This is a genomic window from Rhodohalobacter sp. SW132 (genome assembly GCF_003390325.1).
GTDB lineage: Bacteria > Bacteroidota > Rhodothermia > Balneolales > Balneolaceae > SW132.
The window spans coordinates 73,366-96,773 of sequence record NZ_QUOK01000015.1; the positions used below are offsets into that span (position 1 = coordinate 73,366).

Annotated in this window: 13 protein-coding genes and 1 pseudogene; 7 read left to right on the top strand and 7 right to left on the bottom strand. The window is 47.2% G+C overall.

Annotated features, from left to right (window positions below):
- Positions 1–1,245 (bottom strand): SpoIID/LytB domain-containing protein, encoded by a 1,245-nt coding sequence (locus tag DYD21_RS20045; protein ID WP_147303663.1) that lies wholly within the window; start codon positions 1,243–1,245, stop codon positions 1–3.
- 148 nt (positions 1,246–1,393) lie between these two features.
- Here DYD21_RS20045 and DYD21_RS20050 point away from each other — a divergent pair.
- Positions 1,394–2,380 (top strand): annotated as a pseudogene (locus tag DYD21_RS20050) (PLP-dependent cysteine synthase family protein); the annotation flags it as partial.
- A 217-nt stretch (positions 2,381–2,597) separates the two neighbouring features.
- Entirely contained in the window at positions 2,598–2,918 is a 321-nt protein-coding gene (locus DYD21_RS20055; RefSeq protein ID WP_116038806.1) for a DUF3467 domain-containing protein, read from the top strand.
- Positions 2,919–2,940: 22 nt separating this feature from the next.
- Here DYD21_RS20055 and DYD21_RS20060 read toward each other — a convergent pair whose 3' ends face one another.
- Positions 2,941–4,020 carry an LptF/LptG family permease gene (locus DYD21_RS20060; RefSeq protein ID WP_116038807.1) on the bottom strand — a complete coding sequence of 360 codons (1,080 nt, stop codon included), beginning with the start codon at positions 4,018–4,020 and terminating at the stop codon, positions 2,941–2,943.
- Entirely contained in the window at positions 4,013–5,431 is a 1,419-nt protein-coding gene (locus tag DYD21_RS20065; RefSeq protein ID WP_116038808.1) for an LptF/LptG family permease, read from the bottom strand. Before DYD21_RS20065 ends, DYD21_RS20060 begins: the two co-directional genes overlap by 8 nt.
- A gap of 277 nt (positions 5,432–5,708) precedes the next feature.
- Between DYD21_RS20065 and sprA the strand changes: the two genes are divergently transcribed.
- A complete protein-coding gene (gene sprA / locus DYD21_RS20070; protein ID WP_233505597.1) occupies positions 5,709–12,947 on the top strand; it encodes a cell surface protein SprA in 7,239 nt (2,412 codons plus the stop codon).
- Positions 12,948–13,234: 287 nt separating this feature from the next.
- Here sprA and lnt read toward each other — a convergent pair whose 3' ends face one another.
- The gene (lnt, locus tag DYD21_RS20075) at positions 13,235–14,773 is read right to left on the bottom strand and encodes an apolipoprotein N-acyltransferase (RefSeq protein ID WP_116038810.1); all 1,539 of its coding nucleotides are present in this window, start codon (positions 14,771–14,773) and stop codon (positions 13,235–13,237) included.
- The gene (gene rsmI / locus DYD21_RS20080) at positions 14,774–15,457 is read right to left on the bottom strand and encodes a 16S rRNA (cytidine(1402)-2'-O)-methyltransferase (protein ID WP_199535618.1); all 684 of its coding nucleotides are present in this window, start codon (positions 15,455–15,457) and stop codon (positions 14,774–14,776) included. It lies immediately after the preceding gene.
- Between the two features lie 100 nt (positions 15,458–15,557).
- Here rsmI and DYD21_RS20085 point away from each other — a divergent pair, with 100 nt between their 5' ends.
- The 3 genes from DYD21_RS20085 (at position 15,558) to dnaJ (ending at position 17,835) form a co-directional block, all read left to right on the top strand.
- Positions 15,558–15,938 (top strand): VOC family protein, encoded by a 381-nt coding sequence (locus DYD21_RS20085; RefSeq protein WP_116038812.1) that lies wholly within the window; start codon positions 15,558–15,560, stop codon positions 15,936–15,938.
- 148 nt (positions 15,939–16,086) lie between these two features.
- Positions 16,087–16,650: a nucleotide exchange factor GrpE gene (locus DYD21_RS20090; protein WP_116038813.1), complete on the top strand. Its 564-nt coding sequence runs from the start codon at positions 16,087–16,089 to the stop codon at positions 16,648–16,650.
- A 9-nt stretch (positions 16,651–16,659) separates the two neighbouring features.
- Positions 16,660–17,835 carry a molecular chaperone DnaJ gene (gene dnaJ / locus DYD21_RS20095; protein ID WP_116038814.1) on the top strand — a complete coding sequence of 392 codons (1,176 nt, stop codon included), beginning with the start codon at positions 16,660–16,662 and terminating at the stop codon, positions 17,833–17,835.
- Between the two features lie 1,127 nt (positions 17,836–18,962).
- Here the strand turns inward: dnaJ and DYD21_RS20100 are convergent.
- The gene (locus tag DYD21_RS20100; RefSeq protein ID WP_116038815.1) at positions 18,963–20,165 is read right to left on the bottom strand and encodes an aspartate aminotransferase family protein; all 1,203 of its coding nucleotides are present in this window, start codon (positions 20,163–20,165) and stop codon (positions 18,963–18,965) included.
- Between the two features lie 79 nt (positions 20,166–20,244).
- Positions 20,245–22,425, bottom strand: coding sequence for a Tex family protein (locus tag DYD21_RS20105; protein WP_116038816.1), 2,181 nt, complete (start codon positions 22,423–22,425; stop codon positions 20,245–20,247).
- Between the two features lie 215 nt (positions 22,426–22,640).
- Here DYD21_RS20105 and hisN point away from each other — a divergent pair, with 215 nt between their 5' ends.
- Positions 22,641–23,408: a histidinol-phosphatase gene (hisN, locus tag DYD21_RS20110; RefSeq protein WP_116038817.1), complete on the top strand. Its 768-nt coding sequence runs from the start codon at positions 22,641–22,643 to the stop codon at positions 23,406–23,408.

Here is a 23,408-nt window from a genome sequence, read left to right on the forward strand (position 1 = left end):
TTATTGATAAAGTGGAAGTTGATTTGATTCAATATCTCCTAAATTTACGATTTTCACACCACTAAAGTAAAAGGAGAGTATATCTTTATAATTCCAGCCGTTTTCGGCCAGTCCGAGTGCTCCCCATTGACACATTCCCACACCGTGGCCCATCCCGCTGCCTTCAATAATAATATCATTCTCCTCCTCAACCCAGCTAAATCGCGTGCTTCGAATGGCCATCGGACCGAATGTTGCGTTTATCATCAGCCGAAATTCATTTCCCGTAAAGCGTAATTCGCGGCCTTGCCCATTCTTGAGGATCAGGTGACTGACCCTTTCTGTTTGATCTTTCTGTAATTCCGCGGATCGGTATCTGAACCCATATCGCTCACGCAGGAGTTCATCCATATCATCCCGATGAAGAGTGTAGCTCCATTCGTAATGCGGCGATGCAGAACAACTTCCGCCATCATTGAGCGCACGAAGGTAGGGGTGCGGCTCTCCTGCCCATACATCTTCATTGTTTGAGGTGTGCCCGCCGCAGGTGCTTGAAAAAACAGCAAGAATAAGCTGATCGCTCCAGGTAAGAATTTCGCCCCGTGTCTGTTGTGTCGCTTCTTCATATCTGGGTCTGTCAGGGAGGTGTCCAAGGTAGACCTGGTTCGCTTCGTAATCTCTGACATCAAAATCCGGATAGGGCGAACCGGCAATGGACCAGAGAGCGTAAGTTCTGGAGACAACCGCCTGCGCTTTCAGGGCCTCCGGATGTTCAAAATTCATTTCACTGCCCACAACGGCAGCAATATACGATTCAAGCGGAACGCTGTTTATGATTTCTATAGAGCGATTATCACGGCCCGGTTTCAGCAGCAGTCTGCCGTGGTAGTACCGGTATCCGTGAGGTTCTGAAATGAGACGCGCCGGAAGATCATCCGAAATGACCATCAGAGAATCGATTTCCTGTTTGATGCCGGACGTTTCCAGGTAGAGCCGGTTTTCTGAAATCTTTACGGCTACATCAATTGAGAGATCTGATAATTCAACTGAAACCTGGTCGCTGTAAAAACGGATGGAAGAGGCTTCGGATGTAATCCTGACAGAATCCGGTGGGTTCAGACTGAAGAGCGATACGCGCACAATCCGGTCCGCCTGAAGAGATCGGGATTCGGGATCGGCAGAATGATCCTGTTTGGAAACTGTAAAACCGCTAAGGAATGGCAGAATCAATGTTAAAAAAAAGAGGTGTTTGATGGTCAATATCAAAAAATTACAGGTAAGTTTGGGGCGGCCTGCAGAATAGCTGTTGTGAAATACATTCTAACAACACGCCGCATTTTTTATATCTTTCACATGAAATTTTAAAAACAAGGTTCTCAGAAACCGAACGGATAACTTACCAAAAACTTTGATGATGATTCAAGATTCAATATTGGAGGCGATCGGCAATACACCGCTCGTAAAATTGCACCATGTTACAGAAGATCTGCCGCTGACGGTGGCCGCAAAGGTTGAATACCTGAACCCCGGACAGAGTATAAAAGACAGAATTGCCCTTAAAATGGTTGAAGATGCCGAAAAAGAGGGACTCATCAAGCCCGGCGGGACGATTATTGAAGGAACATCCGGAAATACCGGGATGGGTCTGGCTCTTGCAGCGGCTGTGAAAGGGTATCACTGTATTTTTACAACAACCGATAAACAGAGCCAGGAAAAAATTGATTTGCTGCGTGCACTGGGTGCCGAAGTTCGTGTTTGTCCGACCAATGTAGAACCTGAAGATCCGGAAAGCTATTACTCTGTAGCAAAAAGGCTCAGTAAAGAGATTCCAAACTCGTACTACCCAAATCAGTACGATAATTTGAGCAATACCAAAGCTCACTACGAAACCACCGGCCCGGAAATATGGGAACAGACCGGCGGTAAAATCACGCATTATGTAGCAGGAATGGGAACCGGCGGAACAATCACCGGTGTGGCAAAATATTTGAAAGAAAAAAATCCTGATATCAAAGTAATCGGCGTGGATAGTGTTGGATCTGTCTATAAAAAATATTTTGAGAGCGGCGGTGAGTTTGATAAAAAGGAGATTAAACCATACCTGACAGAAGGGATTGGCGAAGATATCATCCCGGGAAATATCGATTTCCAGTATATCGATGCAGTTGAACAGGTGAACGATAAAAATGCGTTTATAATGACGCGCGAGCTTGCTAAAAAAGAGGGTTTGTTTATCGGGGGATCCTGCGGTGCGGCCGTATATGGTGCACTTGAATATGCGAGAAAAGAGAAATTAGGTAAAGATGACCTGATGGTGGTAATTCTGCCGGACAGTGGCACACGTTACACCTCAAAAATTTACAACGACGACTGGATGCGGGAAAAGGGATTTCTCGACGAATAGAGAATTCCTGATTTGCAGCCAATGAATGGTTTATGGGGGCCGGGGGTGTGTCAGAAAGGCCGGGTGCTCAAATTAAAACCACTTATGATTAAAAAACCGGGTGATGTTTATCCCCGTATATATAGATTTTTCATCGAATGAAAAGGTTGTCCAGGTAAGTTTAGCTTCTATCTGTCAATTTTAATTTATAATACTATAAACCTATACATACAGAATGGAACAGAAACCAAAGAATAAAAAGAGTAAGCCAATAGAAATTGAACTGGGTAAGGAAGAGGCGTCAGGAACGTATTCCAATCTTGTGATGATCACACATTCGCCCTCGGAGTTTGTGTTTGATTTTATTTCGATGATGCCCGGAGTACCAAAAGCCAAAGTTGTGAAACGAATGGTATTAACTCCCGATCACGCAAAACGGCTGGCTGGTGCACTCAATGAAAACATCAGAAAGTTTGAGAAAGAGCACGGTGAGATCCGTTCTAAAGAGAAGTTCGATATGCCCTTTAACTACAGGGGACCAAAACCGGAAGCCTGATATTTTGTGGCCGGTAAATGGATTATTTTTTTGCGATGAGCAGTAAAATAATTCCAATCAAAAGAAACAGGGCGTGTGGAAAAATGGATGCGAATTCCGGTGAAAGTGTTCCGGCATATCCAAACGGTTCCAGTATTTTCATGAAGGCGAGGTAGATGATACTGATGCCAAGCCCCGCTGCGATGTAGAAGCCGCGGCCACCTCTTCGGCGTTCCGAGGCAAGCGCAAAGCCGATCAGGCAAACCACAAAAATAGATATTGGATAGGCAATACGGCTGTAAAGCTGGGTGCGGGGCAGTGAAGTCCCGCCGGCGCCAATCCTTTCAATGGATTCGATATAGGAAACAGCCTCCGGATAGGTGAGCTGATAGATATCGGAACTGCGCCGGGCCAGATCACGGGGGTAAAGATTCAGATCTACCGTCACATTCATTGTGTCGGTCTCTACATAATTCCCATTGTCGAATACACGTTCGCGCAGGCGGTCTACGCGCCAAACGGAAAGTGAATCATTCCACTCAATTCTGTTCGCGTTAGAAATGCGGCTGACTTTATCATCCCTGAAGGTTACGATGGATGCCTGATATCCGGTGTTTGAACTTGCTTCAAAAAAGTTAAAACTTACAATCGTACTGTCGGAATCCTGCCGAAAAAGCCTGCCGCGGTCAATCCTGTCAGTTGAACCACTCAAATATCTGCTTTCAAATTCAATTCGATCGGCATTAGAGGTGGGAATCACGTAAGCATCGAGATAGCTGACAGATGCCCCGACCAGGAATCCGAATATGAGATAGGGTAACACCAGCCGATATAAACTGACCCCCGAGGCCTTCAGGGCGATGAGTTCGAGCCGTTCAGTCATCTGGCCTGTCAATATCAGGCAGGCCACAAATACTGCCAGAGGCGACATCAGCCGGATCATCTCCGGGATATAGTTCAGGTAGTAGACCGACAGTATCTCGGCGATTGTTGCACCTTTTTCGGTAAACTCATCGCTGTTTTCAGAAAAATCAATCAGAATAAAAATACAGATCAGCACAATCATCACGAAAAAGGTGACGATAAACAGACGCTTGAAAATGTATCGGTCAAATTTAGTCATTCGACTGGAATAGATTGGTGATTCGGAACGCAGTACACACGTGTAGCATCAGGAACGACCCGATTATGAGGTAGACGATATTGATTCCCCACATTCCCATAAATGGAGAAATCACTCCCCGGTCTGCCAGTTTTTCGCCCTGTATAATAGCAATAAAATAGATCGTAAGGATCACTGCACTGATCAGTGCGGCCACTCCGATATTTCCGTTTCGAGTAAGCATACCGATAGGGGCTCCGATCAGCACAAAAAGCATACAGGCGAATGGAATCGAAACTTTTTTATGGATTTCCACCCAGAATTCGGCAATTCGGAGAATTCTCCAGTCGATGTTCGATCGAAAGCTTTCCACATCAGCCCTGTAGCGGCTGAGGCTGTTGGATGCAAGGTTGAGTGTTGAAATCTGGTTTAATGGATGATCGATTAAATTCAGGGCTTCGTAGCTCGACTCAAACGCGGGAATAGAATCGGTTCTGGTTTGTGTAGCTCGCCGGTACATTCCGCTGGTCCGATCAACGGCATACGGAATGGCTTCCTGCTGATTGGTGCGTTCGGTGAAGTTGTTAAATTCGCGGTGGACTTCCTGTTGAATCGAATCTACGACGGCGAGCATAGCTTCTCCGCTCATAGTTCGCCCGGTTCGTGAGCGGCTGTCGGGATTGGTCCTCGAAAATGCGAGATCCGAGAGGTCAAAACTGAGTCGGTAGCGGTTAAACTCGGTAATCTCAACGGTTTCATTTCCGCGCCGTTCTCCGGGTATGTGGCGCATGATAGAGCCGTTATTCAAATATAACGTGAGCGTCTGCTCATCATCGCTTACAAGCTGGCCGGTTTCTGCACGGATATATGCCCTGTACCGGTCCTGAACCGGTTCCTGGAATATGGTGAGATCTCTGAGAGTATCTGAATCGGCATCTAACTGGCGAACCAGAAATGTGTACCCTTCAATTCCTTCATAAAAAGTGTTCTCCTCCAGGTCAAATCCGGGTTTGGCCATCCGGATATCAATAAAAAGTGAGCGGGCTTTATGGTTGGCTTCAGGTAAAATATAATTTGAAAAGTAAGCGGTGGAAACAAAAACAATAGCTGAAATGGCCAGAACAGGCATAACCAGCTTAATCGGGTTGACGCCTGCTGCACGCACTGCGGTTAATTCATTCCATTCAGAGAATTTTCCGAATGCAATGAGCGTTGACACGAGGGTTGCCATCGGTGCGGCAAGCACAACCATGTAGGCCAGGTTGCTCAAAATCAGTTCTACAACCACGAAAAAGGGGAGCCCCTTACCAACGAGTTTATCCACATGAAGCATCAAAAATTGCATCAACAGGAGAAACATCAACACAAAAAAGCAGAATAGAAATGGCCCTACGTGCTTTTTTAAAAGGTCTCGCTGAACTTTGTTAAACATATTTCAAATATACGGGATGATTTTACGCCGGGAAAGATATTAAAAACGGACGTGCATGTTTTATATGATTCGTACTTTCAACATATTTGTTAAAGCATTATTATCAGACCACCGATAACCCACATGAACAGACGATCTCACAAATCAAATTTTTGCCTATAGATTTCAGCGATACGACGTAAGTAAAACAAACGATATAATAGCAAGTAGCACGGTTATCTGCCTGGTGTTTCAGTCGGGATGGAGTATCGTACAGATAGTCAGTATATAAACGAATGTGAGTAAAGTACGTCGAATTTATACGGTAGTTATCAGTCTATGGATTCTGTCGGTGGGATCAGCAGTATCAGGCTATGCCCAGACTGAAACGGAGCAGGATACGCTGAGTGCGATACAGGATACAGTTCATCAGGATCTGAGGCCCGCATTTCGTTCTGTTCGGGGTGATATGGTGACTCGCCCCACTTTAAAACCGATCCCCAGAGTCTATTTCATCACACTTCCTGCCGAAGAGGTTCAGATTGAGCGAACAGAAGAGGGAGACTTTTTTGCCCGTAAATTTATTATGGGATATCCCAGCGGCGCAGCCACTTATTATACTTTTGAACAATATGAAGAGTTCAATTTTCAGCAGGCACTGAAGACTAACTGGAGTCAGCTTGTGCAGGAAGCCCGCCAGCGAGAAGAACGCGGAAGGGGACTGCTCGATTTCAGTCTGGCCATACCGGGAGGTGAACAATCTGCATTTACAACTATTTTCGGACGACCTGAGGTGAACCTTCGGGTCAATGGAGTGGCGTCTATGAATGTGGGAGCATCTATTCAGAAATCTCCAGATGATGTGAACCTTCCGGAAGATCAGCGAACGCGTATTGATCCAACGTTCGAACAGAGCCTTCAGCTAAATATCCAGGGTACAATCGGGGATAAGCTTACTATTCAGACTGACTGGGATACCGAACGGACATTCGACTATCAGAATCGGCTGAGTATTGTCTATGAAGGGTATGATGATGAAATTCTGAAGCGGATTGAAATGGGGAATGTCTCCATGAATACCGGGAATTCGCTGATCCGTGGCAGCGGGGCCCTGTTTGGAATCAAGTCGATTGCCGAGTTTGGTCCGTTGAGAGTTACCTCAATTGTCTCACAGCAGGATGGTGAAAGTAATGTGGAGACGATCAGCGGAGGATCGCAGGAACAGCAGATTCGTGTGCGTCCGGCTGAATATGATGATGATCGTCACTTTTTCCTCGATTTTTACACGCGCCAGGAGTTTGAAAACAGTTTGTCAAATCCGCAGCAACTTAGTCAAACGCTGCAGATTGCCGATGTTGAGGTGTGGAAACTCCGGGAGACGGTTCAGGCTGATGAAGGTGCCCGGCGCGCCGTAGCCCTGGCGGATATGGGGGTGATTGAAAGTCCCGATGGCGGATATATACCACCAAATAACGAAGGGGATCGTTTTTCACCTGAAATTCTGGACCAGTTTCGTGATCCTCAGGAAGGAGTATCGGCCGAAGACCTTGGCATTGAAGATTCAAGGAATTTTGAAGAAGGATATTTCACCCCGCTGCGTGAGGGTGAAGATTATACCATTAACAAAGTGTCGGGATATATATCACTGCGGCAATCACTTGGATCGCGTGAAGTACTGGCAGTTGCATTTAATTACCGGGGTTTTGGCGGTGAAATTGTAAATGTGGGTGAAATCAACCAGGGTGGCGGTGATAGAATTTACCTGAAGATGCTGCGCCCCCGGAATGTTTCAACCGACAACGATCTTTTCCCGCTCACAATGCGGAACATTTACTCACTGGGTGTATCCAACCTGACCCGCGAGAACCTGGAGCTGGAATTACAATTTACCGAGGGAAATGTGTCACAGAACCGTCTTCCCGGCCGCACAACAACGCTGATGCAGGATCTGGGCCTTGACCGGGTAGATTCGCAGGGTGCGCTCAATCCAAATAATGAGATCGATTTTGGAACAGGAACGCTGAATGCGCAGGAAGGAAGGATCATTTTCCCGTACCTGGAGCCATTTGGGAATCGCCTGATTGAACTGCTGGAAGATTCCCCGGCATCGGCAGATGATATCGAACGACTTGCATATCGCGAACTTTACCTTGAACGGCAGAGAAATGCAGCACAGCGCTCAAAAAATGAATTTTACCGCTTTGAGGGAACGTCGCGAGGCGGTGTTCAGGAAAATTATAACCTTGGAATTGCACTTGTTGAAGGATCGGTTCGCGTTCGTGCAAATGGTGTGGAACTGCAGGAAGATGTGGATTACCAGGTGGATTATTCATTCGGGAGTATTACAATCCTCAATGATCGCTACACCGCTCCCGGCCAGGATATTACCATTGAGTATGAAAACCAGGCCTTTACATCAATCGAACAGAAAACATTTACCGGGATTCGTGCCGAGTATGAAGTAAATAATGACATCCGTTTTGGCGGTACCTACTTTCGTTTTAATGAGCGCCCGCTGGATGATAAAATCCGGATCGGGGATGAGCCAATCAGTAATTCAATTCTCGGATTCGATGCCAATGCACGTTTTGACACTCCTTTTGTAACGCGGGCTCTGGATGCACTGCCGCTATTACAGACTCGCGCAGAATCGGAATTCACCTTCAGTGGTGAGTTTGCACAGCTGAGGCCCGGTGTTGCGGAAACAAGGGCTGTGCGGCGTGCGATCAGAAATGATGAACTTTTCCCCGATGAAGAAGAGGGTCTGTCGTTTATTGATGATTTTGAAGGATCGAGCATAAAGCTGAGCCTTTTAAATGCTAACCGGTGGAATCTTGCCGCGGCACCCGCTGCTGTACCGGGTTATGAACCTGATGCACAGATTTTTGAGGAAGATGATTTTCAAAGTCCGCCATCGGGCTCCGCACAGGCGCGACGTGACCGCTCGGATCTGCGGTCAAAATTTAGTTTTTACACCATACCAAGAAATATTTCTTCGATCATTGGCGGGGTGGAATTTACTCCTGAATCTCAGCCGGTTAATGTGCGGGATGTTTTTCCCGGCCGCGAAACACAAAATCCCCAGGATGAAATCATAAACACCCTGGATGTGCATTTTAATCCAACCCTGCGCGGACAGTACAACTATAACATGAACCTGAGAGAGCTGCTGGAACAGGAGCCGGAAAGAACATGGGGCGGAATGACGGCCGTTATACCATCCGGGCAGGAGGATTTTACCCAAAACAATATCGAGTTTCTTGAATTCTGGGTGCAGCCCGTTCTTCCCGGAGGGCAGCTACCCGGCGGTGCGATGATTGAAGATTATGATGGGAAAATATTTATCGATATCGGTCTTGTTTCTGAGGATGTCATCCCGAACTCCAAAAACAATACCGAAGATGGACTGGCTCTGAATCCGGATAATCTGATTCTGGATGATTTCGACAATCCGCGATCTGCTCTTCCGGCAAACCCACCGCCACCTGAAGGTCAGTTTTCGAACGAAAACCGGGAGCTTGAAGATGTGGGGCTCGACGGCCTGCCAAATTCCGGTGGCGTAAACGGGCTTAATGAGCAGACCGTTTTTGCCGATTTCATCGAGGAAATGCGTCAGCAGTATGGTGAAGAAAGTGAGGAGTTTCAGAGGATATTTGAAGATCCCTCGAACGATGATTACCGTTTTTATGGGGCGTCTGCTTCGGACGGCCTTCCGCTCCACGAGCGTTTCCACAGATTGCTCGGTTTTCCTGATGGCAACACCCCGATCGATCAGAGTGATAACCGGGCGATCACCAACCGGCCCGATTCGGAGGGGCTGGTGAACCCATCAACAGTAAACCTCACGAATGCCTATTACCAGTATGAAGTAGATTTTAACCCGGCTGATCAGTCGCGGCTAAGGATTGGGGAACCGGGCACTTATATTGTGGATGAGGTGGGAAATCCGGGTGATCCGCAGCAAGACCGATGGTACCAGGTTCGGATTCCGATTGAGGAGTTCAAGCGACAAGTGGGGAACATCAACGATTTTCAAAATATCACCTACATCCGTTTCTGGATGTCGGGTTATGAACAGCCATTCACGCTCCGATTTGCCACGATGGAGTTTGTGGGGAGTCAGTGGCGGCAAGATGAAGCGATTAATCAGCAGAACGATCCGAATGCGAACATCAGGATCAGCACTATTAATATTGAAGAGAATTCGAACCGAAGGCCGTTTCCATATCGGCAGCCGGCAGGAGCAATTCGGGCCCAGGATCGGGGAAGCCAGCTTCAGAGCCTTCAAAATGAACAGTCTATCGTGCTGCAGGCTGAAAACCTGGGACCACAATCAGTGCAGCTCATCAAGCGGGTATATCCGGGTGGACTGAACCTGCTCGATTACTCGAATATGCGAATGTTTGTACACGGTGAAGGATACAACAGCCGTGATGAAGTGGAGCTTGTGATGCGTTTCGGGAATGATCTTGAAAACAATTACTACGAATATCGGCAGCCAGTTTCTCCTTCAGATGAAAACTTTCCATTCCAGAATTTTGATCCGGGTAACAATCCCCAGCTGCGTGAAGAGGCGGAACAGATCTGGCTTTATGATGAGAACAGTATGAATATTGTGCTCTCCGCTTTCAACCAGCTTAAGCAGCTGCGCGATCAGGAGTTTGGAATTGATCTTGACGGTGTCTACGAAAGGGGAGACCTGCTTGAGAATGCTGTGCCCGGTGCCGTAATTGCGATTCGCGGAAACCCATCCCTTGGGCGTGTAACCGAAATTGGTATGGGGATCAGAAACCCTTACGATCCGGATCAGCCAAATGGCCCGGGTACCCCAATTGTGGATGCGGAACTCTGGCTGAATGAACTTCGTGTATCCGGCTATGATAACGAGCGGGGCTGGGCAGCAAATGCGAGTGCAAGGTTTCAGATGGCCGACTTTGCAACGGTAAACGGAAATCTGACGCGGCAGACACAGGGTTTTGGATCACTTAATTCCCGTTTGGGTCAGCGCAGGGTTGATAATCAGACTGCATATGATCTAAGTACAACCGTGAACCTTCACCGGCTCATTCCAGAACGGTACGGCTGGAACATTCCGGTGAGTCTGTCTACTCGTCAATCATCGTCCATCCCGAAATTTTTGCCCAACCAGGGTGATATCCGGATGTCAGATTTTGAAAGTGCGGTTCGTGCAAGTGAAAATTTATCGGAAGATGATCAGGATCAGCTAATCCGTGAACAACGCCGTGAAGCTGAGACCTACACGGAAAGTTATGCGATAAACCTATCCAATATCACCAAACGTAATTCAGAAAACCGGCTGGTCCGCTACACCGTCGATAATACCACACTGAGCTACAACTACACGACCCGATCGGGAAGAAATCCGCAACAGCTATTTCAGAATGACTGGAGCTATAACGCATCGCTTCGCTACTCTCATACCTTTCGTAACGTATCTTTTTGGCGGCCATTCCGTTTTCTGGATGAAGTGCCGCTGCTGAGTAATTTATCGGGCCTTGGGCTGGGATTACGGCCCAACAATGTAACCACATCTATTGCGACAAACCGTTCGTATGATGAGCGAAAGCGCAGGGTTCTGGAAGGTCAGGATGAATTGCCTTTGCAGCAAAATCACAACTTCACCTATAATACGGTGTTTGGTTTGGGGTATAATCTTACCCGATCGATATCCACATCGTTTCAATCACGAAATACATTTGACCTGGGCCGGTTTACCGTGCGGGATGCGGGGCTCGGCGGAGTGGATGACGAGGCTTTTGAGCCGATCCCTACGTTTGAAGTACTGCGTGATCTTGTTTCGGATACGCTCAATCCCCGGCGGGACACATACAGTGAAGAGTATACCGCAAGCTGGCAGCCCCGATTGAATCAGGTAAGTGCGCTGCAGTGGGTGAATTACAACGCGCGATACAGCGGCGGTTTCAGGTGGCAGAACTCAGCGTTTGGATCGAATCTTGGCGCATCTGTATCCAACAGTTTTCGATTAGATCACACCCTTCGGCTGAATATCAACTCGCTGCTCAGGAAATCATCAACCTACAATGATGCGGTGGATAGTGACCGACAGGCGAGCCGCGAACGTACCGCCAGGCGAAACCGTGATGATGATGATGTGGAGCCGTACGGTATCGATGAACAGGCTTTTTATTTTGGCCGAAAAGTGCTTTTGGCGCTTTTTAGCTTACAGTCGCTGGATATCAATTATAACACAGCAAAAACATCTTCACAGGCCGGTTATGCGGGCGGATCGCAGTTCTACGATATGTTTAACGACGACCAGATTTCCCCCGGTTTTCTCTATCGGATGGGGCTTGAAGAGAGAATCAGCACCAATCAGCTGATCGATAATATCGACGGGGAATCGATCATCCAGCTTCCGGCGAACAACACCTACAACGACAACATTAACCTGAGTGCGCGATTTAACCCGTTTACAAATATCACTCTTGATCTTACCTGGCAAACCCAGTGGGATGAACGGATGACGGAATCGATTTCTCTTGATCCGGGTAGTGAAATTTCCACCGTTCAAACGGCATCGGGTAATATTTCATCTTCTGTTTGGGCTTTTGGCGGCGGGTATCGCGACCTATTTGAACGTCAGCTTGAAACGGCATTTGGTGATATGCCGGTTGGTGAAAACATCATTTCAGATGATTTAGGGGATGGAGACGGCCGTACAGTATTGAGTCGTGTTACGCTCCAGGAAGATTTTAGGGAGGCGTATTTGGGAGGCAGTAATTCTGTTGGTGAACGAAATTTTACACCGATACCGCTTCCAAACTGGCGGGTTACCTGGACAGGAATGGAAAATCTGTTACCGTTTGTAAATCGGTTTATGCAGCGGGCTTCACTTACCCACTCATATAGCGGCCGGTACAGGGTGGGATGGTCGTTGAATAATGATACCGGGTCAGAAATCAGCCGGAATGTGGGTGCCTACTCTGTGATAAGTTTTCGTCCGGAATATGAGCCCAATTCCCTGAATGTGGAACGCAGGTTTGCTCCGCTGGCCCAGTTGAATATCACCTGGGATAACGGTTTGAGAACACAGATCGGCTATGAAACCAGCATGGTAACCAGCATGGCGCTTTCAAACGTGCAGGTGACTGAACGAACATCTAAAGGAGTAAATTTCTCCTTTGCCTATACGATTCAGAATTTCAGGCTGCCATTCCTGAGAACACTTCAAAATGATGTGGATATCTCTCTCAATGGTAATTTTATTGATGATAAAGAAGAGCGGTTTCTGCTTGAACAGGATATTTCCAATGCACTGCAGGTTGGGAGTGAGCAAATCGTCAGAGATCCCACAATTTACAGCATCACCGATCCCCGGATTTCAGGGCAATCCCGTTTTAATGGATCTATTGTGGTAGGATATCGATTTTCTAACACGTTCCGGTCAAATTTTGAGTATACATACACCAGCACCAATCCCAAGTCGACACGTACATTTTCAAGAACCACGCACGATATCCGGTTCAATGTTCAGATCAATATCTCATCGAATTAAAACACCTCTCATCGGATGAATTCGCTTCATCCGATGAATGATCAGCGCCCCGTAGACATGGTATTTCTCAGGACAATCAATTCAGTCCAATTATCTGATGCTGTGGTCGATGAATTATTATGCAAATCTCAGAATCCTCAGAAATATCATGTCTAACATGTCTGTAATGATCAAAAAGGAGAGATATGATATTTCTCGTGCCAATCAATCCAGCACAAAAACAGATGTAGAAATGGGTGAATTGTTTTGCAAGACTTAAAGCTCTCAGAAATACCATATCTACACAACTAATTTTTTTTCACGATCAGAATAACCATCCAGCCGGTAGCGGAAATAAGCAAGAAAACAGGCAGCCAGTCACCAAAGCGTGTATAAATAGTCATGTGATCGGAGCGGTAGATACGGTGAGAGAAAACTTCTTCAGTCCAGTAGTCTGTTGCGGCCTGAATTTTTCCATCCGGTGAAATTATCCCCGAAATTCCATTGTTTGCGGATCTTGCGATCCACCGGCGCTGTTCGATTGCTCGAAGCCGTGCATAGGCAAAATGCTGAATATGGCCGTGTGAATCCCCCCACCAGCCATCGTTTGTGACGATTGAGAGAAAATCAGCTCCGTTATTCACAAACTGGTTCACCCACCCGGGGAAAACGGAGTCATAGCAGATCAGAGCAGGGGTTTTGGCGTCATCAACATCAAAAACAGTCGCACTTTGCCCGAGTCCGTACCCCATATACCTCCCCCAATCCACCCCGTCAAAGATGTCAATTGCGTGAAAAAACTCAACAAAAGGGAATCGCTCCACAACGGGCACCAGGCGGCCTTTTTCGTATATTTCTGTAGTGTTTCCAGAGAAATGGAAGGCGGCATTGTAGATGGAATACGGTCGGTTATTGTGGACTCCGCGCGTGAGAGATGGAGCGTCATCTTCATCGTAATATTTCAGGTAGCTGCTGCCGGTAATCAGCTCTGTATTCCATGTATCGAGGCTGTCGCGAATACGGCTGAAGATTTGGCTGTCGGGAGTCATGGGAGAATCGATCGCATTTTCCGGCCATAAGATAACTTCGGTGGAATCGGTGCGTCCGCGATCAGAAATTGTGAGCAGGTGGGTGACAAGGGCATCGAGTGAGGGGTGTCCGCCATAATCTTCATATGAATCAGAATTGGGCTGCACGATAAGCACATCAAGCGGACGGTCTTCCGGCTGATGGATGAATGGAATGGAAATGAGCGAGAGAACAGGTACAACTATCAGAACGGCAGCAGCCATTTTTTGTATCGATTTCGACCGGGTTACAATGGCGTGATAGGTGAGTGCAGCGGTAAAAACAACCCAGAAACTAATCCCCCATACGCCTGTAACTGAGATGTACTGAATAACCGCTGTAAGATTTGCCCACGCATTTCCAAGTGTGAGCCACGGCCATGCCAGATCCCACTGGTGATGCAGATATTCGTAGCTGACCCAGATGGCTGCTGCAAGAAATGAAGTTAATATCGGCCCGGATTTCTTTAAAAGAACGTAGCGGATCAGCCCGAGAGGAATCAGCATGAGCGCAGCATTTGCAACGATGGCAGCAGCCCCTCCGGTAATCGTCGCCATCATCAGCCAGTACGTGGAGAGCAGGTTCCAGAGGATGAAGGAGGGATAGGCGTAGAAGATCATCTGGCGAACTGACACGCTGATGACAGAAAGTCGTATTAATAGAACAAATGCTGGGATTTGCAGTAAACCGAGATTAAACGGGGGAAACGAGAGCCACAAAAAGATTGCCGGTAAAACTGACAATACCCACGGTTCATCCCATAACTCGTTTTTTCTCATCTATTCGCTGTACGATTTTCCGGAGATAATCACGACAAACTCTCCCTTTATCGATTCTCGCTCCTCCCAGATGCGGATCAGTTCTGAAAGCTGACCACGCTGAACCTCTTCGAACTTTTTGGTGAGCTCACGGGCAATGCAGATCCATCGGTCCGGCTCAGCAAATTCAGAAAAGCGGTTAAGAAAGCGCACAAGCTTATGCGGACTCACGTATAGCACAGTCGTAATGTCCGAATCGGCAATTTCACGAATGCGGGTTTCACGCCCTTTTTTGGGAGGGAGAAATCCTTCGAAGAGGTAACGGTCGCACGGAAGTCCGCTTGCTGCTACAGCCGTTGTTGCCGCATCGGGTCCCGGAATGGCTGTGACGGTATGTCCGTTTTGATGTGCCGCCCGGGCAGCGAGAAAGCCGGGGTCGGAGATTCCGGGCATGCCGGCATCGCTGATCAGCGCAACATCAGTTCCCCCGTTGAGAAGGTTTACCAGGTGATTCACTTTTCGGTGCTCATTGTGCTGATGAAACGAAAAGGTGGGTTTTTGAATTTGAAAATGTTGAAGAAGAACCGATGAAGTTCGTGTATCTTCACAGGCGATCTGATCCACCTGGTTTAAAATTTCAACACCCCGGGGTGAGAAGTCAGACAGGTTACCGATAGGGGTGGCCACTAAATAGAGCGTTGACACAGACAGCTGGTTTCGGTGAAAATTAATTCTTAAAAGATAATACCAAAACTCGTAGTTTATTGTCAGAATAAACAGCAATCTAAATACAGAATACAGATATATGGATTTTAAGCCTTCAGGAATAAACCACATGACCATCCGCGTGAACGAAATTGAGCGTGCCGAGGAGTTTTACGGGTCTATTTTAGGATTTGAACTGGTTCGGAAAATGGGTCAGAGTATGGCTGTTTATAAAATCGGGGAAGAGGACACCCTGGTCATTGTGGAAGCAGAAACCAGTTACGATCCGAATTCAAGAGATTTTCGCGTTGATCATATCGGATTCTATCTGAATTCCGCGGATGAAGTGGATGAAATGGCGAAATATCTGCGTGATAATGAAGTTACCATACTCAGCGGACCTGCAAACAGGAAAAAAGGCCGATTTGTATTTGCATCAGATCCAGACGGTAATATGATTGAATTTTTTTACGAAGGGTAATATTGTCGCGCCTATTCATGCCGGCGAAAGATTGTCACGAATATAGCCTGAATCTGATTCTGGCATGTTATTTGCGTGTCAGTGATATTCAGGTGTGTATATGTATAATAGAATAAAAGAAAAGATTTTAAATACTGATTTTAGTTTTATGAGCAAGAATGAAGATAAACAGGTGGTCGACGAGCGGGAGGAGACCCTGCAGGAGACCGATGATACCGAACTGCTTAAAGAGCAACAGGAACTCATTAACGAAAAGATGCAGCAGATTGAGGAGCTGAAAGATGAGATTCAAACCGTGAAGGAGACACAGCTTCGAAAAGCCGCAGAAATGGAAAATATGCGGAAGCGTCTGGAACGGGAGCGAAAGCTTACGTTTGAGAACGCAAAAAGAAACGCTGTTGAAGCATTTCTGCCTGTAAATGATGACCTTCGCAGAACTCTGAAAGCGATGGAAGAAGCAGAAGCCGAACCGGTTTATTTGGACGGTATACAAATGGTAGCTAACAAATTTGATGATGTTCTGCAGCGGTATGGTGTGGAGCGAATTGATGAGGATGGTGTGCCGTTTGATGTGGATCTGCACGATGCCATGCTCAGGCAAAAATCAGAGGATGATTCTGTGGAGAGCGGTACCGTTTTACAGGTTTTAGAAAATGGATACAGAATTGGTGATAAAACCATCCGGCACGCGAAGGTAATTGTAAGCGAATAAAAGGTATTTATGTCAAAACGCGATTATTACGAAGTATTAGGCGTCAGCAAAGATGCGTCAGAGAAAGAACTGAAAAAGGCGTATCGAAAACTCGCCATGAAGTATCACCCCGATAGAAATAAAGGGGATGAATCAGCGGAAAAAAAGTTTAAAGAAGCGTCAGAAGCATATGATGTGCTGCGCGATCCGCAAAAACGTCAGCGCTACGATCAGTTTGGACACGCCGGCATGAACGGTGGAGGTTTTGGCGGAGGTCAGGATTACGGCAACGCGGATTTTGAAGATATCTTCAGCCGATTCAGCGATATTTTTGGTAGTGATATATTTGGCGGAGGCGGAGATCCGTTTGGCGGGGGAAGATCCCGCAGCCGGCGCCGTACAAGCCAGGGACAACCCGGCGCAGATATGAAACTGAGTGTATCTCTCACCCTCGAAGAGATCGCTGAAGGTGCTGAAAAAACACTGAAGGTTAAGAAATATAAAAAATGCGGCGAGTGCAGCGGCACCGGTGCAGAAACAGAATCCGATTTCGAAACGTGCGGTACTTGTAACGGGATGGGCGAAGTCAGACAGGTTTCAAAAACCATGTTTGGCCAGTTTGTAAACGTACAGCCGTGTCCGAATTGCCGGGGTGAAGGCCGAATTGTCCGGAATAAATGTAAGAAATGTCACGGAGAAGGACGCACCCGCGGAGAAGAGAAAGTGAAGATGAACATTCCGTCCGGCGTTTCAAACGGAAATTATATTACGCTCAGACGCCAGGGAAATGCAGGTGTACGAGGCGGTGAACCCGGTGACCTGATCGTTCTGATTGAGGAGAAAGAGCACGAAAACTTCGAACGTGACGGAAATGATATCTACTACGATCTGCTGCTCAGTATTCCGGATGCCGTTCTTGGCACTGAGGTTGAAGTCCCGACACTGAAAGGGAAAGCCAAACTGAAAATTGAGCCGGGAACACAGCCGGGCAAATTGCTCAGGATGAAAGAGCGGGGAATCAAAGGGTTGAATAACAGCGGCAGGGGTGACCAGTTCATCAAAGTGAACATGTATGTTCCAAAAGACCTCTCCGACGGTGAACGCCGCCATATTGAAGCGCTAAGAGGGAACGAACATTTCAATCCCGAAAGCGCAAAAAGCCGCGAAAAAGGCTTCTTTTCCAAAATAAAAGATGTATTTGCCTGATTCATAATCCTCATCGGATGAATTCGCATCATCCGATGAGTGGATGTGACTCGTAGTTAGGTTCAACGCCCCGAAGACATGGTATTTCTTAGGGCAATCAATCCAATCCAAAAATCTGATGCTGTGGTGGGTGAATTGTAATGCAAACCTCAGAATCCTCAGAAATGCTATGTCTAATAAGCCTGTGAATGCTCAAAAAGGAAAGATATGGTATTTCTCATGAGACAGGATCAGAAGATGTTTCCATGCCTTTTTTGATGGAATAAATATGCAAATCTAAAAACCATCAGAAATACCATATCTACCTTATCCGAATTCATTTCCATCCGTAACGCCTCGAATAATTTTATATACCCGACATGATGCGTCGCCTCGGCGTCTTTTTTTGATTATCATGGTTTTCTACAAACATAATGCACCTACGGCGCATAGATACGGGATCTTCATCGGATGAATTCGCTTCATCCGATGAGTGGATGTGACTCGTAGTTAGGTTCAACGCCCCGAAGACATGGTATTTCTCAGGGCAATCAATCCAGTCCAAATATCTGATGCTTTGGTAGGTGAGTTGTTATGCAAACCTCAGAGTCCTCAGAAATACCATGTCTAATAAGCCTGTGAATGCTCAAAAAGGAAAGATATGGTATTTCTCATGAGACAGGATCAGAAGATGTTTCCATGCCTTTTTTGATGGAATAAATATGCAAATCTAAAAACCATCAGAAATACCATATCTGCCTAACCCGAATTCATTTCCTTCCATTACGCCTCGGATAATATTATTCACCCAACAAGATGCATCGCCTCGGCGTATTTTTTGATTATCATGGTTTTCTACAAATATAATGCACCTGCGACGCATAGTTTCGTGATCTTCATCGGATGAATTCGCATCATCCGATGAGTGGATGTGCCCGATAATTTGTTTGAGGCAGGTAAGCAGATACCTTCATCGGATCCCGAAAACTTTTGGGACTTTTTTTCCAATGAGTAGATGTGACTCGTAGTTAGGTGAAGAAACCGAGTGGGACAAAGTCGAAGGCTTCACTGAAATGTGGGCACATGAATTCGTCCGACGAAAAATACCGCCAAGCGATCCCTGCGGGGCAATCGCCGGACGAAAATTTCTAACTCTTTCCACACTTTTTCAGCGCTGCTACAAATACATCTACAAAACGATCAAGCTGTTCGTAGGTGATCACCAGCGGCGGTACGAGCCGGATTGTGGTGTCCATGGTCACGTTGGATATCACGTAGTTGTCCAGCATCTCCATCACGACAGGCTTGCCTTCATTCGTCAGCTCTAGACCGATCATTAATCCTCTTCCGCGGATCTCTTTAATGAGGCCGAGCCCTTCTGTTTTTTCAGTAATCTGTTTTCTCAGGTACTCTCCTTTTTCGGTTGCCTGGGTCATCAGGTCCTCATCAAGAATCGTCCGGACAGCCGCCAGGCTTGCCGCGCACGCCAAAGGATTTCCACCGTATGTCGTTCCGTGATCTCCGTAATCGAGTGCCTGGGCCGCTTTTTCGCTGGCCATGACTGCCCCGATAGGGAATCCGCCGCCGAGTCCTTTTGCCGTGGCGATGATATCGGGTTTTATGCCGTGATGTTCAAACCCAAAGTATTTACCGGTTCGTCCGTTTCCGCACTGTACTTCATCATAAAAGAGGAGTGCATTGTGCTGATCGCACAGCTCGCGGGCTCTTTTCAGATATTCGCCGCTGACTTCATGAATTCCGCCCTCTCCCTGGATCGGTTCGCAGGCAAACGCAATCGTGTCGTCGTTGATTTCGTTTTCGAGCGCTTCGATATCATTGAATGGGATGGTTTTAAATCCGGACGGGATTGGAGCAAACCCTTTTTGATACTTCTCTTTCCCGAGAGCGATTGCTGCCAGTGACCGGCCGTGAAATCCGCGTTCAACCGCGATAATCTCACCTTTTTTACCGTGATTATTACCAAATTTCCGGGCAATTTTCAGCGATGCCTCAAGTGCTTCCACACCGCTGTTGCAGAAAAAGACGCGTTCTAATCCCGAAAGCTCGGAGAGAAGTTTTGCGAGGTCACTTTGCGGTTTGGTGTAGAAAAAATTGGAGGGGTGAATCAGCTTTTCCGCCTGATCTTTAATCGCCTTCACCACGTTGGGATGGCAGTGTCCGGTGTTGTTAACCGCAATTCCTGCAAGCATATCCAGGTATTCATTTCCTTTGTAATCCCAGACAAGTGACCCCTCACCGCGTTCCAGCGTAATCGGGTACCGCCGGTAGATCGGCAGGTGATGTTTGTGTTCAATATCCTGTGCTTCCGTTGTGATGTCGATTGGATTCATTTTGTGAATTTTGTTTTGGATTAAAAGATCATTGTTGCCTGTCGATTTAAGCTCAGGTCTTGACGTGATGTATAATTTTCTACTTTACCAAAGATAGTCCGATTCGTCCGCGTTCTGTATCTACGCTTTTGATTTCCACGTTGATTATATCCCCGACGGAAACGACGTCGTGCGGGTTCTCGATTCTGCGTCGCCCGCTGCTCATCTGAGAGATATGGAGCAATCCGTCCTGCTTTACTCCGATATCCACAAATGCCCCGAAATCGACCACGTTTCGAACGGTGCCTTCAAGTTTCATTCCGGGGTTGAGATCTTCCATCTTCAGGACATCCTGTCTCAACAGTGGTTTTGGCAGAGATTCCCGCGGATCACGTCCCGGTTTTTGCAGGTTTTCGATAATCAACTCAAGCGTAGGCACGCCAACACCGATCTGGGCAGCAACCTGCTCCGTATTTATCGTATCGAACGCCGACTCAATTTTTTGCTTCTGATCGCCAAGATGTTCAACATCAATCCCGAACAGATTGCAGAGCTTCTCCGTTGCTTCGTAACTTTCCGGGTGGATGGCGGTGTTATCGAGCGGGTGCGCACCTTCGGGGATCCGCATAAAACCGGCCGCCTGCTGAAAACGAAATTCGCCCACTCCGCTGATATTTTTCAACTCTTCGCGGCTTTTGAACGGGCCTTTACTGTCACGATGATCGACGATATTCCGTGCAACTTTTCGGCTCAGGCCCGATACGTGCGTCAGAAGTGAAGAGCTTGCCGTATTCAGATTGATCCCCACTTCGTTCACGCAGGTTTCAACCACGTCATCCAGTTTTTTGGCAAGCTGAACCTGGTTGATGTCGTGCTGATAGAGACCGACACCGATCGATTTCGGATCGATTTTCACCAGTTCTGCCAGCGGATCCTGCACACGTCGCGCGATGGATATGTTTCCGCGCTGGGCCGCATCAAGATCGGGAAACTCCTCTCGTGCCACGGTGGATGCAGAGTAGACCGAAGCCCCCGCTTCGCTGATAATCAAATAGTGCAGTTCTTCATCGGGCTGATTCTCTTTTCGGGCCTGAATCAGATCAGCCACAAACTGTTCGGTTTCGCGGCTGCCGGTTCCGTTCCCGATCGCTAAAAGCGTTACGCCGTTCTGATCAATCAGCTTGTTGACCACTTTTGCACTCTCTTCAATCTTTTTCTGCGGCGGGGTAGGGTAGATGGTGGTTCCGCCGAGGTATTTTCCAATCGGGTCGATAACAGCCACTTTACAGCCGGTACGGTACGCCGGATCGATCCCCATCACCACCTGGTTTTTCAGCGGCGGCTGAAGAAGCAGATTTTTCAGGTTTGTGGCAAAGGTTTCGATGGCGTGTTCGTCAGCGGTTTCGGTCAGATCATTTCTGAGCTCGCGTTCAAGAGAGGGCAGCATCAGCCGCTTGTATGAGTCTTCAACGGCATCCTGCAGATGCGGGATAAAAATGGATGCATCGTTTTTGATCACCACATCATCCAGTTTTTCAAGGGTGATGCTATCCATCAGCTCAAGATTGACAAACAGCACATTTTCACGTTCGCCCCGGTTGATTGCGAGAACCTGGTGCGGCTTCAGGTGCGAGGCCCGGCTGCTGAATTCGTAGTAATCTTCAAAATTGGTCCGTTCATCAATTGCGGGATTTTTTCGGGTGGCAATCACGCCGTGCTCCCGGATTATTTTACGAAGCGTATCACGCACCTCCACGGATTCGTTGATCCACTCCGCCACGATATCGAGTGAGGTGGTGAGGGCGGTTTCGGCGTCAGGAAGTTCGTGTTCGTCGCTCACATATTTTTTGGCGTATTCCAGCGGGTCGCCTTTTTCAATTTCCTGCTGCCAGATAAGTTCGGCAAGCGGCTCCAGGCCTTTCTCCTTTGCCATATCGCCGCGGGTTTTTCGCTTCTTTTTATACGGCAGATAAAGATCCTCAAGCGTTTTTATATCGGTACACGCTTTTATCTTCTTTTCAAGTTCCGGAGTGAGTTTGTCCTGTTCGTCGATCGCTTTCAGAATCGTTTTTTTGCGATCTTCCAGCGTACGGCGGGTTTCAATCTGATCGCGCACAGCCCGGAGCTGCTCTTCATCAAGTCCGCCGGTTGCCTCCTGTCGGTATCGTGCAAGGAATGGAATAGTTGCCCCTTCATCAATAAAATCAGCCACTTTTTTGACCTGTTTGGCAGAAAGCTGAAGTGTGCCTGCAATGTGATCAAAAATCTGAGAATCGGTCATGGAAATTGTATCTTTATCTGTTTAATAGCTTTTAGTTCTTTGGAAAGTTTGGTTAAGGATGAAAGATCCGGTGAAAACCGCGTCATTCCGGATCAAGTCCGGGATGACCCCAAGTGGGAATTTCCCCAAACCCATCAACCAAACTTTCCAAAGAACTCATGCAGATGCATTCGTTCAAAGTCTGTAAAAATAACCATAATCATTGATAAACCCTGATGGATTTTAACCCCGATTCTCTTCGCAAGGCGGCGGTGGAGATCGCCGGCATAGGCGGTGATTCTACACTTAACTTTTTTAAAAAATCTTTCGACCTGGAATTCAAAAAAGACCGGTCACCTGTAACCAATGCCGATCGCAATGCAGAAATGCTGATGCGAAAAGCGATTAAAAGCCGATTCCCAGATCACGGGATCATCGGTGAGGAATTTGGGAAGGAGAATGAGGATGCCGATTTTGTGTGGGTGCTTGATCCGATCGACGGAACGCAATCGTTTATTCACGGAGTGCCGTTTTACACAACGCTGATCGGAATTCTTGTGAACGGAACACCGGAAGTTGGTGTGATTTACGCACCGGCACTGAACGAGATGGTTTCGGCGGCAACTGGAACCGGGTGTTATTTGAATCGCGAAAAAGTTTCGGTAAGAGACTGCGGATCACTCGAAAGTGCCACATTTTTAACAACTGATATTGAGCATATTCACAAACACCAATTTACAGAGCCGTTTGAAAAGCTGTTGTCTGCCACGCGTTTACACCGCACCTGGGGTGATGCCTATGGTCATATGATGGTGGCCACCGGTCGTGCCGATATCATGTTTGATCCCATTCTAAACATCTGGGATGCTGCCGCTCTTTTGCCGGTGATAAAAGAAGCCGGCGGTGTGTACGTTGATGTAGATGGAAATGAAACAATTGATAACGGCAGTGCTATATCTACACAACCGACCCTGAAAAATGAAATTCTGGCTTTTTTTGACTAA